Origin of the sequence: Alkalihalobacterium sp. APHAB7 (assembly GCF_048323755.1) — a bacterium.
GTDB lineage: Bacteria > Bacillota > Bacilli > Bacillales > Bacillaceae_F > Alkalihalobacterium.
The window spans coordinates 102,814-119,023 of record NZ_JBLWFS010000010.1; the positions used below are offsets into that span (position 1 = coordinate 102,814).

20 protein-coding genes are annotated in these 16,210 nt (G+C 36.9%); 16 read left to right on the plus strand and 4 right to left on the minus strand.

Annotation, left to right across the window (positions count from 1 at the left end):
* Nucleotides 1-142: 142 nt before the first annotated feature.
* The 5 genes from ACNSTQ_RS12195 (at nucleotide 143) to ACNSTQ_RS12215 (ending at nucleotide 5,004) form a co-directional block, all read left to right on the plus strand.
* A complete protein-coding gene (locus ACNSTQ_RS12195; protein ID WP_418200092.1) occupies nucleotides 143-1,339 on the plus strand; it encodes a M50 family metallopeptidase in 1,197 nt (398 codons plus the stop codon).
* 83 nt (nucleotides 1,340-1,422) lie between these two features.
* Entirely contained in the window at nucleotides 1,423-2,598 is a 1,176-nt protein-coding gene (locus ACNSTQ_RS12200; protein WP_418200093.1) for an ATP-binding protein, read from the plus strand.
* A gap of 520 nt (nucleotides 2,599-3,118) precedes the next feature.
* The gene (locus ACNSTQ_RS12205; protein ID WP_418200094.1) at nucleotides 3,119-3,892 is read left to right on the plus strand and encodes an SDR family oxidoreductase; all 774 of its coding nucleotides are present in this window, start codon (nucleotides 3,119-3,121) and stop codon (nucleotides 3,890-3,892) included.
* A complete protein-coding gene (locus ACNSTQ_RS12210) occupies nucleotides 3,892-4,317 on the plus strand; it encodes a DUF1801 domain-containing protein (protein ID WP_418200095.1) in 426 nt (141 codons plus the stop codon). The genes ACNSTQ_RS12205 and ACNSTQ_RS12210 overlap by 1 nt, the downstream gene beginning before the upstream one ends.
* Before the next feature lie 33 nt (nucleotides 4,318-4,350).
* Nucleotides 4,351-5,004: a hypothetical protein gene (locus ACNSTQ_RS12215; RefSeq protein WP_418200096.1), complete on the plus strand. Its 654-nt coding sequence runs from the start codon at nucleotides 4,351-4,353 to the stop codon at nucleotides 5,002-5,004.
* 171 nt (nucleotides 5,005-5,175) lie between these two features.
* Here ACNSTQ_RS12215 and ACNSTQ_RS12220 read toward each other — a convergent pair whose 3' ends face one another.
* Nucleotides 5,176-5,724, minus strand: a complete 549-nt coding sequence (locus ACNSTQ_RS12220; RefSeq protein WP_418200097.1) for a helix-turn-helix domain-containing protein — start codon at nucleotides 5,722-5,724, stop codon at nucleotides 5,176-5,178.
* A gap of 898 nt (nucleotides 5,725-6,622) precedes the next feature.
* Between ACNSTQ_RS12220 and ACNSTQ_RS12225 the strand changes: the two genes are divergently transcribed.
* The 6 genes from ACNSTQ_RS12225 (at nucleotide 6,623) to ACNSTQ_RS12250 (ending at nucleotide 9,098) form a co-directional block, all read left to right on the plus strand.
* Nucleotides 6,623-7,114, plus strand: a complete 492-nt coding sequence (locus ACNSTQ_RS12225) for a MarR family winged helix-turn-helix transcriptional regulator (RefSeq protein WP_418200098.1) — start codon at nucleotides 6,623-6,625, stop codon at nucleotides 7,112-7,114.
* A gap of 38 nt (nucleotides 7,115-7,152) precedes the next feature.
* Nucleotides 7,153-7,671, plus strand: a complete 519-nt coding sequence (locus tag ACNSTQ_RS12230; protein ID WP_418200099.1) for a CBO0543 family protein — start codon at nucleotides 7,153-7,155, stop codon at nucleotides 7,669-7,671.
* An 88-nt stretch (nucleotides 7,672-7,759) separates the two neighbouring features.
* Nucleotides 7,760-7,882 (plus strand): hypothetical protein, encoded by a 123-nt coding sequence (locus ACNSTQ_RS12235; RefSeq protein WP_418200100.1) that lies wholly within the window; start codon nucleotides 7,760-7,762, stop codon nucleotides 7,880-7,882.
* Between the two features lie 191 nt (nucleotides 7,883-8,073).
* Nucleotides 8,074-8,292 carry a hypothetical protein gene (locus ACNSTQ_RS12240; RefSeq protein ID WP_418200101.1) on the plus strand — a complete coding sequence of 73 codons (219 nt, stop codon included), beginning with the start codon at nucleotides 8,074-8,076 and terminating at the stop codon, nucleotides 8,290-8,292.
* A gap of 104 nt (nucleotides 8,293-8,396) precedes the next feature.
* Nucleotides 8,397-8,642 carry a hypothetical protein gene (locus ACNSTQ_RS12245; protein WP_418200102.1) on the plus strand — a complete coding sequence of 82 codons (246 nt, stop codon included), beginning with the start codon at nucleotides 8,397-8,399 and terminating at the stop codon, nucleotides 8,640-8,642.
* 87 nt (nucleotides 8,643-8,729) lie between these two features.
* Nucleotides 8,730-9,098 carry a hypothetical protein gene (locus tag ACNSTQ_RS12250; protein WP_418200103.1) on the plus strand — a complete coding sequence of 123 codons (369 nt, stop codon included), beginning with the start codon at nucleotides 8,730-8,732 and terminating at the stop codon, nucleotides 9,096-9,098.
* A 58-nt stretch (nucleotides 9,099-9,156) separates the two neighbouring features.
* Here ACNSTQ_RS12250 and ACNSTQ_RS12255 read toward each other — a convergent pair whose 3' ends face one another.
* Nucleotides 9,157-11,214: a catalase gene (locus ACNSTQ_RS12255; RefSeq protein WP_418200104.1), complete on the minus strand. Its 2,058-nt coding sequence runs from the start codon at nucleotides 11,212-11,214 to the stop codon at nucleotides 9,157-9,159.
* A 276-nt stretch (nucleotides 11,215-11,490) separates the two neighbouring features.
* On the opposite strand from ACNSTQ_RS12255, the gene ACNSTQ_RS12260 reads away from it, so the two are divergent.
* The 5 genes from ACNSTQ_RS12260 (at nucleotide 11,491) to ACNSTQ_RS12280 (ending at nucleotide 15,249) form a co-directional block, all read left to right on the plus strand.
* A complete protein-coding gene (locus ACNSTQ_RS12260) occupies nucleotides 11,491-12,078 on the plus strand; it encodes a histidine phosphatase family protein (RefSeq protein WP_418200105.1) in 588 nt (195 codons plus the stop codon).
* 50 nt (nucleotides 12,079-12,128) lie between these two features.
* On the plus strand, nucleotides 12,129-12,275 hold the full coding sequence (locus ACNSTQ_RS12265; RefSeq protein WP_418200106.1) for a hypothetical protein: 147 nt from the start codon (nucleotides 12,129-12,131) through the stop codon (nucleotides 12,273-12,275).
* Nucleotides 12,276-12,453: 178 nt separating this feature from the next.
* Nucleotides 12,454-13,089 (plus strand): FMN-dependent NADH-azoreductase, encoded by a 636-nt coding sequence (locus tag ACNSTQ_RS12270; RefSeq protein WP_418200107.1) that lies wholly within the window; start codon nucleotides 12,454-12,456, stop codon nucleotides 13,087-13,089.
* Between the two features lie 310 nt (nucleotides 13,090-13,399).
* Nucleotides 13,400-14,944 carry a methyl-accepting chemotaxis protein gene (locus tag ACNSTQ_RS12275; RefSeq protein ID WP_418200108.1) on the plus strand — a complete coding sequence of 515 codons (1,545 nt, stop codon included), beginning with the start codon at nucleotides 13,400-13,402 and terminating at the stop codon, nucleotides 14,942-14,944.
* Between the two features lie 95 nt (nucleotides 14,945-15,039).
* A complete protein-coding gene (locus ACNSTQ_RS12280; protein ID WP_418200109.1) occupies nucleotides 15,040-15,249 on the plus strand; it encodes a hypothetical protein in 210 nt (69 codons plus the stop codon).
* 110 nt (nucleotides 15,250-15,359) lie between these two features.
* Here ACNSTQ_RS12280 and ACNSTQ_RS12285 read toward each other — a convergent pair whose 3' ends face one another.
* Both ACNSTQ_RS12285 and ACNSTQ_RS12290 read right to left on the minus strand, forming a co-directional pair.
* A complete protein-coding gene (locus ACNSTQ_RS12285; protein ID WP_418200110.1) occupies nucleotides 15,360-15,773 on the minus strand; it encodes a hypothetical protein in 414 nt (137 codons plus the stop codon).
* 174 nt (nucleotides 15,774-15,947) lie between these two features.
* Complete coding sequence (locus tag ACNSTQ_RS12290) at nucleotides 15,948-16,091, minus strand: hypothetical protein (RefSeq protein ID WP_418200111.1); 144 nt, start codon at nucleotides 16,089-16,091, stop codon at nucleotides 15,948-15,950.
* Nucleotides 16,092-16,210: the final 119 nt, after the last annotated feature.

A 16,210-nucleotide genomic window follows, 5' to 3' on the forward strand; every position in this document is an offset into this window, starting at 1 on the left:
AAGTGTGGCGTAGCATAATAAAATAAAAATACATCTTTCTTTGAAACTATTATCGTTTTTTATACGTATATTAAGTGAGGATGAACATCATTAGAAAACTAACTAGCCGATGAGCTCATAAAATTAGGAGTGAGGGAATGAGATGAAAAAACAAAAATTCAAAAAATACCTTATTTTCATAGCTTACATGATCATTGGTGCCATTACAGGCGGAGGAATTGCTTATAGTTTGTCTAGCATCGAGTTCCCAGCTGAATATATGGCATTCCCTTTTTATGTGAATCTATTAATCGTTGCATGTACGTATTTTATGGCAGTGGCTTTTCACGAGTTTGGTCACGCCTTTAGTTTTTCTAAAAATGGTGTTAAGATGCGGGCTGTTATTGTTATGTTTTTATTTTTTATAAAAGAAAATGGACGTTGGAAGGTTAAGTTTCGTCCGAATAAATTAACAGCGATTGGTGGAATCGCTATTCCTGATATTCGAGCAATTAAGGATCAAGCTGACTTAGAAGAGACACAGCGGGCGTATGCAAAAGCAATCATTGCGGGTCCCATTTCTTCTATCATTCTTTGGGCAGGCGTTATGGTCCTGTCTGTACTGATCTTTTTTACAGCAACTAATCCAGTCATTCTATCAACAACATTTACCGTTATGGTGTCTTTAACTATTATTACCTTGTTTTTACTTGGGACTAGTTTCATCAAGAATGAATATGCGGTAGGAGATTTTCCGGCATACAAGTTAGCTAAAAACGATCGGTTTTTTATTGCGATGCAGCTTTATCAATATGCGCTTTTCTCGACTGAACATGAACGGGTTAGAAACGAAAATCATTATTTAAGAAGTGTTTTGTTAGGTGAATTGGAGACAAAGTTACAGCAAAGAAATAACCATATTTATACGCTTGGTCTTGTCGATCATTTTATTATTGAACATTTAACCGGGCGAATAGAACAAATGCCTTCGGTTATCGTCGACTATGTGGATTACTTGCAGGAAGATGAAGAGAGGTTAGCGAAAATAAAAGCTAATGACTTTGGGTTAAGCATCTATTTTCATATTTTAAGATATATGTACACGAAAAAAGAAACGAAGCAAAAAGCTCTGGATCTTCATGAGTCTCTTAAGAGGGAATTAAAACCAAAAACCCCGATGAGGAACTACTTATTAAAGCAAGCTGACCATGCATTTGGCCTTGCCGATCACACTGAATTCTTGCACAATATAGAAAATATATGTATTTCCCCAGCACATGAGATTTGGAAAAATTTCGATGGGTATTTTGTTGACGAACTGAAGTTAAATCAACTAGACGTCAAAAGACAAGTATTCTAGACGAACGTTATGTTAAAGTTATATTATAGTAGTAGTATAGATTGTGTAATTTTTTTACATTTATGCATGAGTGGGGTGAGAGCTTGAATACGAATAACTTGAAAACGGTTAAAGAACCAAAAGATAACGAAAAAAGTGAAATTGATAGGTTACATCAAGAAATTGAACATTTAAAGCTGGAACTCAATGCATACAAGCAAATGGCTCAAAACTTTAGTGATAGTGAAAAAGCATTTGATCAGTTATTTAACAATATTTCGGATGGGATCTATTATTTTAAACTGTACAGAAATGGTAGAGCCGGAAACTTTATTAACGTAAATCAAATTGGTTATAGTAGGTTAGGCTACACTCGTGAAGAAATGCTTAAAATGTCCCTTGTTGATATTGATGTACATGAAGAAGATGAGTACCTTCAACTAGTTAATGCCATTTTTCATAATGAAACTCACTTTTTTGAAACGATACATATTAGTAAAGAGGGACAGCAAATTCCCGTTGAAATTAAGGCCCACACGATTGATGTTGAAGGTGAGAAGTACATATTATCGGTATGCCGTGATATTACGGCAAGAAAACAAACCGAACAAATGATGATACAAGCCGAGAAAATGAATGTTGCGGGGCAACTTGCGGCTGGCATCGCTCATGAGATAAGAAATCCCCTTACTTCATTAAAGGGATTTGTTCAACTTTTTCGTTCCGGGACGATTCCCAATGACGTATTCCTCCATATTATGGAGGATGAATTAGAACGAATCGATTTAATTTCAAGTGAATTTCTTACACTTGCGAAACCGGTAAACACCGATTTTTCTAAAGTTAATCTATATCTTCTTTTAAAAGATATAGTTGCCCTTTTAGATACGGAAGCTTTTAAGCAATCGATTTCCATCGCTACCGTTTTTGAAAGCGAAGAAGCCACCGTACTAGGAGTAAGTTCCCAACTTAAACAAGTATTTATCAACCTAATAAAAAATGCCATTGAAGTTATGCCTGATGGTGGTACTATTTTGATTAAGATGGAGAAAGAACAGGATTATGTGAATGTCTCTGTTCAAGATGAAGGAATAGGCATGACAGAAGAGCAGTTAAGTCGAATAGGCGAACCGTTTTATACGACGAAAGAAGCGGGTACAGGAATTGGTTTGATGGTTACTTATACGATTATTGAAAACCATAACGGAATTGTGCACGTAAAAAGCAAATTAAATGAGGGTACGATGTTTACCGTACAATTACCTGTTATTCCTGAATAAACTTCATATCAAACGGAAGCATTACTTCAATAGTAAGTAATGTTTTTTATTTTCAAAAGCTTCACGCATAGCGTGAAGAGCCAAGCATTCGCTTGGCTTACGGTCCAAAAGAACGGAGCAACAATCTTTGTAAAAAGAGCCTATCAAAAAGAGTAAAGGGATATGCTAACTCTTGGGTATTAATGGTAAAATATAGGGAAAACAGTTAGGTCGGAGGGGGATCGATATAAAAATCATAAGGTTTCTTTCTAATTTAGTTACAGGTGGATCTGTTTTTCTTTTTTCGCTATGGATGAGTGGACCGGGGATAGCTGAAACGGATGCTCCTAATTACAGATGGTATTATATGTTGTTTTTTATTTGTTGGACCATTGGCTTTTTACTGCAATTCAAAGGTCGAACTCGAGTAGTAGGTGTTGGTCTTACGCTCATTCCGGCATTGTTTTATATAGTGTTATTAATTAGATCTACTACTTTATAGTAAAAAATCTATTTAAGTATGCGAGCATTGGAGGGAACTATGAATCAAGCCAAAGAAAAAATTGCCGTTATTACGGGTGTAAGCCGTCTACAAGGGATTGGAACAGCTATTTGTCAGGAGTTAGCTGAAGCCGGATACGATATCTTTTTTACATATTGGATGAAGTACGATCAAACGATGCCGTGGAAGATGGATGAAGATGAACCAATGAAAATAAAAGATTTGTTAAGCCAAAAAGGGGTTAACGTGTCATGTATGGAGCTGGATCTAACTCAAGTTGATGCACCGCAACTACTATTACAACGAGTGACCGAGGAACTCGGTTATCCAGACATATTAATTAATAATGCAGCACATTCAACAAACAATGATTATTCGAATATAACAGCTGATGATCTAGATCAGCATTTTCTGGTCAACATTCGTGCAACCACACTGTTAAGTAGTTTATTCGCACAAGGGTTTAATAAAAGGTCTGGAGGCAGAATAGTCAATATAACATCTGGACAATTTCAAGGACCGATGCCTGGTGAATTGGCCTATGCGACGACAAAAGGGGCGATTGATGCGCTCACGATTACATTATCTGCGGAGCTCGCCCCATTAGGTATAACAGTCAACGCCGTCAACCCAGGACCGACGAATACGGGTTGGATGACAGAAGAAATAAAGAGGGAAATACAACCGCGGTTTCCGTTTGGAAGGATTGGGGAACCACAGGATGTTGCAAAAACGATAAAATTTTTAGTGAGTGAGGATGCCGCTTGGATTACAGGTCAAATCATACATTCTGAAGGTGGGTTTCGAAGGTAATGGCATACGAATTAAAAACAAAAGAAAATGATAAAGATGTTACAGAATTTATTGAGAGTGTTGACAATCCAAAAAAAAGAGCGGATGCTTATCAATTACTTGATATTTTTGCTGAAACAACAGGCTGTCCTGCGAAAATGTGGGGGACGAGTATTATTGGGTTTGGATCTTATCATTATAAATACGCTTCGGGTCATGAAGGGGATGCACCACTCGTTGGTTTTTCACCGCGAAAAGCGAAGATTAGCTTATATATGGCAACGGGCTTTACAGAAAGAGACTATTTTCTGGAGAAGCTTGGAAAACACACGACTGGAAAAGCGTGCGTGTACATTAACAAAGTCGCAGATATCAATATAGATGTATTAAAGGAGTTCATTAATGCATCGGTTAAGTTTTTACAAGAGACGTACCCAGAACAGTAGCTTGTTATAAAAAAGGAAGAAGGTAGAAAAGAAATGAATGGATTGATCGAAATAGAGGAACCTAGTAGACAGGATCAAATGGAATGTGGTCCATTCACAATTGAAACAGTACAGTGCGGGAAGAAACTTACTGATATGACGGCTGTTTGTCAATTCTTTGCTGCTTATGATGTGATGACTGGACAAGATGCACTAACCATTTTACCAACACCGACTAAAGAGGCGGAAGACATCATTATGAATGAACTGGTGCCTCATTACCAAGATGTGAAAAAGATAGTTGTTGATGAAAAACTAGTAGAAATCAATGTACGTTTTCTGAAAGAAGGATCGAAAAAAATAGTGAAACAAAGACTAGTGCAAGGGGAATTACCGTTAGTACACGACCTATATCGTACGGAACAGTTGAATTTACCTGCTCAACCCCGAGAGTTAAAATACTATTTGATTGATAAAAAAAACGTACAAATCATCCATACGAAAGAAGCCCAAGAGATTGGAGATTTTATAAAGAGCTCTTTTTTTGCTAGAGACGGCGTGCTTTCCTTAATACCAAGGGGCTGGAAATTAAAAGAGGATTTATTAGAAGCGGTTTCCATTAGAACATTTGCCTCTTTTGCTGACCGCATCATACTCGTCGTCGATCGTGAAGACCTTAGCGTAGTAGGGTTGGATTTATATGGATAATTGATCGATATCAAGGTTGTATACTACACAATAGAAGTTTAGATAAAAATAAAAGCAAAACGAAAGAGGTTATTTCTTCTACGCTTTGCTTTTTTATTTATTTATTTATTTATTTATTTATGTAGTTTACTAACGTGCTTGTTAGGTAATCTCTGCATAGTATAGTTTGTTTTATTCTTCCTCATCCGTTGTGAATTCGGTGATGTCCATTGAAGCGGTAACGACTCCAACAATTTGAGAGTTGCTGTCTACAAGAGGTTCGGCGAACACATAATAACAATGCACGCCATCAGATAAAGGAAAATAAATTTTTTTTCGCATTTTTTTACCTTTTCTTATGACTTCTTGTTTTAAGGCCATTAAATCCAGTGTACCTTCGTTGATTGCCAATTCGTCATCTCGTTTACCAAGACTATTTTCTGGTTCAAAATCAGGATGTGGATTAAAAATCCAAGTATATCTTAACTCCAAATCACAATGAGCAATAATCATTGGAGAGTTTCTCAAAGCGAGCTGAAAAGGTTCACTAAACTCATTTGTAAAAAAAGCAGATGGGCTGATTCCTAATGTAGTTGCAATATTTTTAGCCACTTCAAAACTAGGATTACGACTGCCGTTTTCGATTTGTGAATAGAATGCGCGATTGATGAATGCTGATGAAGCGACTTCTTCTTGTGTTAAACCTCTTTCTTTTCTAACATTTTTTAACCAATCTCTCATAAATAAACTAGTCCTTTCTAAATCGCCAATATCACTGGGTGTAAGTAGGTGTATGTATTGTAGATTATAATTATATTCGTATCAGATGTAGCAACTAGCCACTTTTAAATACGAATAGATGAAGTATGATTAATATACCAAATATACTAGATAAGTAAAGGAAGTTGCTTAGTACTAATGAATGTGGTGAGAATAAGTGAGAGGGATAAAAGTCATTTATAAAAACCAAATACATATTGTTTTGCATGACTATGAGAATGGGCAAATCGAGATACGAAAAGAACAAACCACTTTGTATTCAGATATACAACTAGTTAAAATAGAAGACGTTGTGTTTCTGAATGAGGAACAAGAGTGAGGATTTTAACTGAGCCAGTGAAGATAAACACTGATAATGCTCAGTGTGGTTTTCTACACGTGATAATTTACATACAAATATGAATGTTCCTAATCCAAGGACTGTTATTTCAACAGTCCTTTTTGTATTTTTAAAATGTGTTCTTCGTAAACTGCGTTGCTATTAAGCTGCATATTAAATCATCCCAAAAGAGCTAATCATTTATTCATCTAGTGAGCAGTTCCAAAGGGCTGCCTCAGAATAAGCGTGAATCGTGGAGCGGAAGAGGGGAAAATTAGGAGAAGACGTGAACGAAACGGTGTAAATCGTGAGTGGTAAGGGAAAAACCTAGGAGAGCCCGCAAACTAGTCGGTGCGAATGGTGAGCATACTTTGAGCTTTGAGAAAGAGTCATTTAACAACTGCGCACCTCATTAGTTAAATTCTGATTAAATATAAAAATTTTAAAAGCACCAAACGAAAGTCCCTATGTATATGACTTTAGTTTCAGGAGAATATTACTTGTACATGCAATTGTAGATACAAGTGAGGAGGGTTAAGATTGAATGTCTTTCTAAAACAACAGCTGTTACTAACAGTTAGAGCCTTGTATTTTTGTATGGAAAACCAGTGGGCAGAGATAGGAAAGGAATACGATATATCACCAGCTCAACAGCATATTTTATTTCTTCTTTCTACGAATCGAAATGAGTTAACACCTTCAAAGATCGGTGAATTAGGCTGTTGGCATGCATCAACAGTTACAAGATTACTTAAGCGTCTTGAAAAAAGCGGATATATCCATGTGAGAACGAAAGAACATCAAGCTCGATATAAACTCGTGTCCATGACAGATAAAGGAAGGTACACTCTTGAAAACATCTTTGAAACCGTTAAGTCCATGGAGCAGTTTCCTTTTGATTTGCGACATTTATCTGAGGATGAAGTAGTACAATTTTTAAATTACGGTAAAAAAATATTGGATGTTCATAAAGGAGAAAGCTTCATGAGGGACGTGATTAGTAAACAATCGAAAGACCTGGATTATGCTTAACCTATAAATCTCCCCCTATAAACACAGGAGGTGAAATTATGTCAAAAGATAAAGGAATTTTACTGTTGTCTTGGGTAGTTACAATTGTTTTTTTAGTTTTGAATGTACCAAGAAACAGAGTCAAACATGCAATTCTCGCTTTTCTCTATAAACAAATGGTAACGTGGCTGTTTGGTTTGCTCGTTGTTGAAAAAGGACTAATTAAATATCCTGTAAGGTTTTTTAAGAAAGCGAATAAAACGAGTTTTTCATTTGAATATTTTATATATCCTGCATTATGTGCCATATTTAATATGAATTATCCAGAACATAAAAATAGGTTACTGAAATTTTTTTATATTATGTTCCATTCAGGAGTAGTTACTTTTGTTGAGTATTTAATTGAAAGGAACACAAGATTAATTACATATGTTAAATGGAAGTGGTACTGGAGTTTTGTTACAATGTCGCTCACTTATTACTCCTCAAGGTTATTTTATCGTTGGTATTTTATAGATGAATTTTCCAGGGGTAACGTCAATTCCTTGAACGTCCCAACTGGGGAAAATTTTAGTTGAGTTTCTGTTACCATGATAGAAGTAATAAAAATGGTGGATAATTAAATTAGATGCTGTAAACAAATTGATCTCAAGAAGGAGGACAACAATGGCTAAAAAGAAACGAGGTCGTAACGAGGCAGAAATTACAAATAACGCAAGTGATGCCGAGTTTGGAATAGAGTATATAGAGAGTAAGAAAAGTAAAGTCAAAAAAGACAAGAAAAAATGAATAACAAGACAAGACCGGATGGATAGCCTAAATTAAAAGAGGTTATCCATCTTTATGTTAAAAGTTAAATATACGTAAAAATTGTAGAATTTAGAGGGGTTTTGATGATAAAACAAGAATAGTAAGGCTGATAGCAATCAAAAGTCGCCCAATTGCAAATGATGAATGAGGTTTTCGAAAGTGACGATCTGATGATCTATCTCATTTACCATTCAATTTCTCCTGAAACATTAGTAAGGGTTTTGTCTTCCATACAAGATATGAAAAAGGGTGAAGTGACGGTTACATCTTTACCGTGGAAAAGCACGGTTCAAGTCAGTTATGAAAGCAGCAATGAAACGGGAGTTAGGACATTTACTTACGGTCGTTTCAATGAAGGCTGGAAATTAGATGGGATGTTTAAGAAGTAGTTGGATTTAGTCAATAATTATTTAAAGGTGTGTTTCACTACTGAGATTAAGATGAAACCATCATCTTTTTCATTCGTATGAATAGTTGAGAGGAGTTGAGCGAGTTGCGTTTTATTAGACTATTATTCTCAAAATATAAGTATTTGTTATATACAGCATTCGGCAATGAAGCTTATATAAAGATAGCCAGTCGTTTAAAAACAGCTGGAATTAAGTTTCAAACGGAAATTGTCAGAAACCCTAATACGTATCAAGCGATTGGTCACAATGACAAGGCTTACTACGATATTTATGTGAAAGAAGAAGATAAACATAAAGCACATGAAGTCATCCATAAGCGTTTTGAGTAAGAGGTATTTAATTAATGTAAAAGGAAATGGGGAAGCAGCCGGCAGCAATTACATCCTATCGTTCGAATAATCTCAGGAGGCCCCGATGTGAAACGATTTTTAATAGTCAGTACGACCGTACTCGTACTTCTAATTAGCTTTATTGGATTAAGATTTGGAAGTGCGTTATTCCAAGAAGAACGTCCGTTACTAATGCTTTATACCGTGATGAAACTTGAATTCTCGGATCATGATTTTGAACTAATTAGTGATACTAGCACATCAAAAAGATATATATCCAAGACAAGAGTATCATCAGAAGAGATCTTTCACATCTATATGAGTGAACGAGGCTGGAATTTTAAAGAACAAATGGGTTCTGGTTTTATTTTTGAAAAAGATGGAATGGTGAGGGTTGTAACGACGAGGATGTATACAAGGCATTATTTCATCTGGTCAGTGCCAAACGAAATTTAAGAGGCAATCCTCTAACAAAAAGAGCTTTCCCAATAGAGAAAGCCTCTAATAAAAGTATCTAACGCCTATCCCAGAAACGGCGGGTAGCGATGGCCGTAACAAAATCTCTACCAAAATCAGGGTTGCTCGCAGCAAATACGACTCCAGCCAAATTATTTCCTTCTGATGGGTGGATATAGGATTGGCCTGTCGTGGCTACACCAATGGGCTTATAGCGACTATATGCGCCATTAATAAACTCAGTGACATTACTATCGAATATTGCTTGATTGTCAGTACGCCCACCAACAACATAAAGTGAATCATATAAAACATTATAAGTGCTGACAAAGATTTCGTCGACTTTTATTTTAGTGCCGTCTGTCCCTGTGACATAGCCGAGTTTTTCACTAATAAATTCAATAAATACCCCATGTTGCTGTAGTGTCTCAATTGCACTCCGTACTTCAGGTCCGTCAAATCCGTTCCCGATTAGAACACCTATTTTTAAGGTGTTTGGGTAATGTGGTGTATTTGCTTGACTAACAGCTGGTGAGGAAGAGGTGACTGGTACATGCTCTCCAACTGGAGGGTTTGCTCCCACATTGTCAGCAATGGTTGTTGCCATATCCTTATCTACATTGACGAACATATCAACTACTTGCTGGCGAACAGACTCGTTTTTTACTTTCGCGAGTTCAAAGCTAAATGCTTCAATGATGTGTTGTTTCTCGACAGTCGACATACTGTTCCAAAACAACCTGGCATGGGAGAAGAAATCTTTGAATGACTCACTGCTGGCTTTCACTTTATAACCTTCCACTCTGTCTGGATAGTCAAAATATCCACCTTCTTCTGGCGGTGTAGGGCCTGGCGTATTACCGGCCAATGAATTGCGAATATAATTCACTTGATCGACATCAATTCGATGCCTACTAAAGCTATCGCGCTGGTTATTATGGAATGGACAAATGGATCGATTAATCGGTAAGTCTGGGTAATTGGAGCCACCTAGTCGATGTTGTTGCGTAATTTTATAGGTGAACGTTCTTCCTTGTAAAATTGGATCATCCGTAAAGGTGATTCCTGGAAGAAGATTCGTTACATCAAAGGCTACTTGTTCCGTTTCCGCAAAGAAATTATCGACATTTTTATTTAATGTCATTTTCCCAACGATTTCTACAGGTATTAATTCTTCTGGCCATATCTTCGTAGGATCTAACACGTCAAAGTCAAACTGAAACTCATCCTCTTCATCAATTAGCTGCACACCTAGCTCATATTCAGGAAAAGCCCCTTTTTCAATCGCATCCCACAAATCTCGTCTGTGGTAATCTGGATCTAACCCGCCAATCATTAGTGATTCTTCATTTAAGAAAGAATGAACTCCAAGTACAGGCTTCCAATGAAATCTTACAAAGGTTGCTTTCCCGTGTTCATTGACAAATCGGAAGGTGTTGATAGCGAACCCTTCCATCATTCGGTAACTTCTTGGAACGGCTCGATCTGACATGGCCCACATGACAAAATGCGCTGATTCCGGATTATTGGCGACAAAATCCCAAAAGTTATCATGAGCAGCAGAGGCAGTCGGCATATCATTATGCGGTTCAGGTTTCAACGCGTGTTGTGAATCGACGAACTTAAAGGCATCGAAAAGTACAAATATAGGAAATTGGAGCCCTAATATATCGTAATTTCCTTCTTCTGTATAAAATTTCACGGCAAAACCACGTACATCTCGGGCTGTATCCATTGAACCTTTTCCGCCTTGAACGGTTGAAAAGCGAGCGAAAACAGGCGTCGTTGTTCCTGGTTCTTGGAGAAAGCCAGCGATCGTATACTTTTTCATCGACTTATATAACTCGAATTCCCCATGTGCGCCGTAACCCCTAGCATGAACGACCCTTTCTGGGATTCGCTCAGTGTCAAAGTGCATCTGTTTTTGAAAAAAGTGAAAGTCTTGCATAAGTACAGGACCACGATCTCCCGCTTTCAGGGTCGACTCGTTATTTGCGACCTTTAGTCCCTCGTTTGTCGTCATTCTATTCCCCGTATTTTGGATACGGTGTGCTTCTAGCTGTTCTTGTTTGCTGTTTCCATCCACTTTCTTGTTGTCTTTTGATGACTGATCCATGAATTCACCTGCCTCGGAAATTTATTAACCGATCTATATGTATGATTTTTCTATGGGTTTAGACCGATTTATGAAATTCTTCATTGTCTAGATTAGCAATATTTATTAGAAAACAACTCTGAGTATCAGCTATACAGTGTATTATATTGATAGGTATAACAAGACATGAAAGGTGAAAAGCAAGGTTCAACCAAGAAAAGTTCATTCATATACTTAAAACAGAAATTCTAGAAAAAAGACAGTGAAGTAATCTGTAAATCGAAGGGAGGGTGAGATATGACAACGATAGGTCTCATTAGGCACGGGATTACGGAATGGAATGTACGCGGTCTCGTGCAAGGAGTATCCGATATCCCTTTAAATGAAATCGGGAGGAAACAAGCATTGGATGTAGCTAATCGACTCGTACAAGAAGAAGTGTGGGACATCCTTATTACAAGTGATCTATCAAGGGCGGTTGAAACGGGAAAAATTATTCAATCGAAACTCAACATACCAATGAGTTTGACGGACTCACGAATTCGCGAAATTAATTGTGGACAAATCGAAGGAACGAACGAAGAAATACGTGTAGCGAAGTGGGGGGGAAATTGGCGGGAACTTGATCTTGGAATCGAAAAGTTTGAGGATGTAGGTAAACGAGGCGTTTCCTTCCTAGAAGATGTAGTAAAGACCTATAGTGGAAAACGGGTACTGGTGGTCAGTCACGGGACATTCATAGGATTAACCCTAAAAAAAATCCTTCCAGATAAATTCCGAAAGACGATGATTGATAATACTTCTCTGACTATTTTAAAAAACATGGATAATACATGGGATTGTGAGCTATATAACTGCACAAAACATTTGAAATATGAGATATAGATAATTAGTAAAATAGTTGCACAAACTATTCGTACGGAGGTGAGGTACATATGGAAGGTAAGCCAAATCATTATGACGGAAGTTTTCATAAAAGTGAAAATTCATTAGACCAATCGAACAATGAGGTGTTTAAATTAACGGATGAAATGAGCGGGAGTATCAGTGGAAATCCTTTTTCAGGCGGGGATCAGGAGTAATGGTTGGTGGAAAGGTTGTCTTTAATAAAAAGGCGCCTTTTTTTATTGGGCCAAAATTTCAATAGTACGAAAAAGGAAGTCAAATAAGTTGAACTAATTTTTAGGATCACTTACATAAATGATCTCTTTTTGCAGAACCTAAACTGTAAACATTATAGGAAAAGAAAGGATACATATAATGACTAAAGTATTGTACATCACAGCACACCCTCATGATGATACACAATCTTATAGTATGGCAGTTGGGAAGGCTTTTATCGATACTTACAAAGAAGTTAATTCCGATCATGATATTATTCATGTAGATCTTTACCAAGAAGATATTCCTCACATTGATGTCGATGTTTTTAGCGGCTGGGGGAAACTTCGGTCAGGTCAAGGGTTTGAAGAACTGTCAGCAGAAGAAAAAGCGAAAGTAGGAAGATTATCAGAATTATGTGAACAGTTTATATCAGCTGATAAATATATCTTTGTCACACCATTATGGAACTTCTCGTTTCCACCAGTTATGAAAGCCTATATGGATTCAGTAGCTGTTGCAGGTAAAACTTTTAAATATACCGAAAAGGGCCCGATTGGTCTTTTAACAGATAAAAAAGCGTTACATATTCAAGCGCGCGGCGGCGTGTATTCTGAAGGGCCTGCAGCTGCAATGGAAATGGGTCACCGCTATTTAGACATTATGATGCAATTTTTTGGAGTGCCTTCATTTGAAGGGTTATTTGTAGAAGGCCATAATGCAATGCCGGATAAAGCACAAGAAATTAAAGAAAATGCCATTGCAAGAGCAAAAGACTTGGCTCAAACGTTTTAATACGAGAAGAGTCAGCGATATTGTAAGTAGTTCCAGTTAACAAAAATAAATCACAGCTGAGGTAGAGGTGGAGACGCTTAGGGTTTCCATCTCTTTTTGTATTGAGGTGCAGTATTCGTTCTACTCTAATATGCAATTGTGTCTCGCTATCTTAATTAATCCCGTAATCTGTGAAATCCGTCATAGTCTTTTTTTCTCAAATACATTAAAATTATCTATAAAATTAGGTTTAACTTTTTTGGGGAAGGGTAAATAATATTGTTATTTGGAATTTTATAGTTACATATTACTAGTTTTGGGGGAGATTACGTTGCAAGCGAGAAAGAACCTAATCATGATTTTATTTAGTGTATTTGTAGTCGTGCTTTCTATTTTGGTTCACTTTTTACATCGTTCGATTGGCTGGTTGGATACTTATCTGCTGTTATCACAAGTTCATTCGGGTACACCGGCAGAGTTGCACTTTTTATTAAATAGTTTATTCGTTTTGCCTTTTCTCTTTTTAGGAGTTTCCGTTTTTCTTTTCTGGAAAAACCGCATACATACGTGGATCCCACTTTTTGTAACGCTTACACTAACGTTTGGAAGTATTTCAATTATCGCTGGTGGCGATGGCTTAATTGAATACCATTTTTCGATTTTTATGGTGTTAGCGAGTCTCGCGTATTATGAAAATATTCGTCTCGTTATTGTGAGTACGGTGATTTTTGCAGTGCAGCATTTGCTCGGTTATTTTACTGTGCCAGAGCTAATCTGCGGTAGTGGTAATTATCCTTTTTCATTACTTTTGATCCATGCTGTATTTCTTATTTTTACGAGTGCTGTCATTATTATCCAAATCATCGCAAGAAAACAATATTATCGTGTGGTAGCAAAAAATGAGGAAGAGCACCGAAGTATCATTGAAGGTCTTGTCCAGCATATTGCGAATACTTCTAAAGAAGTTCATAACAATGTTAAAACGTTAAAAGAAGGAGCAGTAACATCAACAGAAGCATCAACTGGGATTACCGATTCAATGTTCCAAATGGTTGATGGCGCGGAACGGCAGCTAACCGAGGCGAAGCGAAGTAACATAGCACTAGAAGAAATGACGGTTGATGTGAAGAAAATTATGGAACAGGCTAATCATTCGGTAGAATCCTCAGAACGAACAGCTGAAGAAGCCAAAGATGGAAAAGAAAGCATGCGACAAACGGAACAAACGATACAAGAAGTCGCATCAGCTGTGGAAAGAATGGACGAAGTCGTTATCCGTCTAAATGAACGTTCAAAAGATATTCAACAAACGCTATCACTAATTACCGATATTGCAGAACAAACGAATTTACTTGCCTTAAATGCTGCGATCGAAGCAGCGCGAGCAGGTGAAAATGGAAAAGGGTTTGCCGTTGTAGCAGATGAGGTGAGAAAGCTCGCGGACCAGTCCAGAAACTATGCGAAACGAATTAACCTCGTACTAAATGATTTGGTTCACGATACAACAGCCATGGCTGAAGTGATGGAACTCGGAAAAAGACAAACCGCTGCAGGAATGACTCAAGTGAATTATACAGGTGAGATTTTAAGTCGGATTGTTGAAGAAATTGATCGTGTAGCTATTGAAATAAAAACGTCGAATCAATTATCTGAAACCGTCGGTAAAAAAATGGTCGATGTTCAAGCAGGGATTCAAGAAATGATGGCTGTAGCAACGGAAAACAAAATGGCTACCGATAGTATTTCAGCAACATCGAAACAACAACTGACAATCTTCGAGGAATTCAATACGATTACAAGCGACATACAAAAATTAAGTGACTCTTTATCTTCACAAATCGAACAAGTTCAAAAGGATATGGAAAGCCGAGAGTAATTGACGTGTTCTTTACTAGTAGTTAAAATTCGAAAAAACCTCTACAAATATTACCAATACATCTGTTATAATTGAAGTATGTTAGGGAGGTTATTATGAAGTCACATACGAAGAACGGCCTTGCCATAGCCGTTGTTGCCTCAGTTGCGATAGTGGTCATTGGCAGCTTAACGATTACCAATTTATATTTCAATTCAAAAGAAATTCAGGCGGCAGCTGATGCATGTTACGATAACGGTGGACTTCCGATTGTTGAAAAAACGAATGGGAAATTAACGTATTTTAGTTGTGAACTGGATGGATAATACTCTATAAACGACTTAACCTAATCAGATATAGGACGGTACTGTGACCATCTATGGTTACAGCCGTCCCTTTGTTTTAATATTTTTTTACTTTATTAAATTTTTTTAGTTCATGCTTTAACCTTCTCCAATTGTATCTTTAAACCTGCTAGCTCCTCAAGTATTTGATCCAATTTAGACTCCAATTTTTTCAGCTCATTATTTTCCTGATTTTGCACAGTTGAAAGATTATCTATTAAACCTGTTTCATTTATAATTGTACTTATTCTACTCATAATATTTTTTACATTATCGGATTCATTATTTGGATGTTCAACCGCTGCTAATTCATCCAACAGACCATTTAAACTGTTGAGGGTTTGATTGGACGACAATTTTGAAAGGTTATTTAGACTATCTGCATTTGTGTTCTTTAGTAGATTTGCTGCAATTTTAAGGATCCCACTTAGATCTACATTTTCATCATGTGTTTCATGATTTGGTTCCGATTGATCTTCTTTCTTTTTGGTATTAAATTCACTCATGTTATTCTTCACCTCTCTTAATTCAATTAATTCACCTAAAGTGTGACTTTAAGTAACGTGTACAAAAATAAATCATATAAATAATAAAAGTGTGTAGACATTTTTTACATTGGGATATCTAGGAGGCGCAATGAAGCGCTCTCCTAGATGTGTGGGCAAGGATTATTCTTAAGCTTATGCCGTAGCAGAAGACGACCCTTGTCCCAAAAGTTCTTGAAGACATGTGATAATAAGGTTACGCTGCTGTTCGTTACCAATTAAAATTGCCACTAGTAAGGCAACTAAAAACAGTAGCGCAATAACTACTAATGCTAACATTTATTCTCCACCCTTCTTAACATATTTTTGTAAGGTCTCGTACCTTACAGTTATATACTATGACTTAAGATAATGCTTGCTTATAGTATTTGCCGTGTTTCTAGTAAAAAGGGCGAATG